The sequence below is a fragment of the Pseudomonas sp. P5_A12 genome (assembly GCF_056400685.1).
This window is the reverse complement of record NZ_JBFUKU010000642.1, coordinates 1-539: the sequence shown is the minus strand read 5'-3', so window position 1 is coordinate 539 and position 539 is coordinate 1. Positions and strand designations below refer to the sequence as shown.

General features: G+C 50.3%; 2 rRNA genes. Both read right to left on the bottom strand.

From position 1 onward, the window contains the following. Positions 1-25: 25 nt before the first annotated feature. Positions 26-141 (bottom strand): 5S ribosomal RNA (gene rrf, locus AC1DSG_RS31675). A 153-nt stretch (positions 142-294) separates the two neighbouring features. Continuing rightward, positions 295-539, bottom strand: a 23S ribosomal RNA gene (locus tag AC1DSG_RS31670); the annotation flags it as partial.

Below are 539 nucleotides of genomic sequence, written 5' to 3'. Positions count from 1 at the left end.
CGCAGATAGGGGTTTCGGAATTTAATCTTGACGATGACCTACTCTCACATGGGGAAACCCCACACTACCATCGGCGATGCATCGTTTCACTGCTGAGTTCGGGATGGGATCAGGTGGTTCCAATGCTCTATGGTCGTCAAGAAATTCGGTAGCCAGGTCGTTTACCTTTCGGTTCACGCTCCAGCGAATGGGTATGYRATAGATTTGTGTGTTTCTTTCGAATTTTCGACTTGTATCGTCTTCACACACCGCAATCTGGTGCCTTCTCAGGTCAGCAAATTGCTTGGGTGTTATATGGTCAAGCCTCACGGGCAATTAGTATTGGTTAGCTCAACGCCTCACAGCGCTTACACACCCAACCTATCAACGTCGTAGTCTTCGACGGCCCTTCAGGGGACTCAAGGTCCCAGTGAGATCTCATCTTGAGGCTAGTTTCCCGCTTAGATGCTTTCAGCGGTTATCTATTCCGAACATAGCTACCCGGCAATGCCACTGGCGTGACAACCGGAACACCAGAGGCAACCGGAACACCAGAGGTT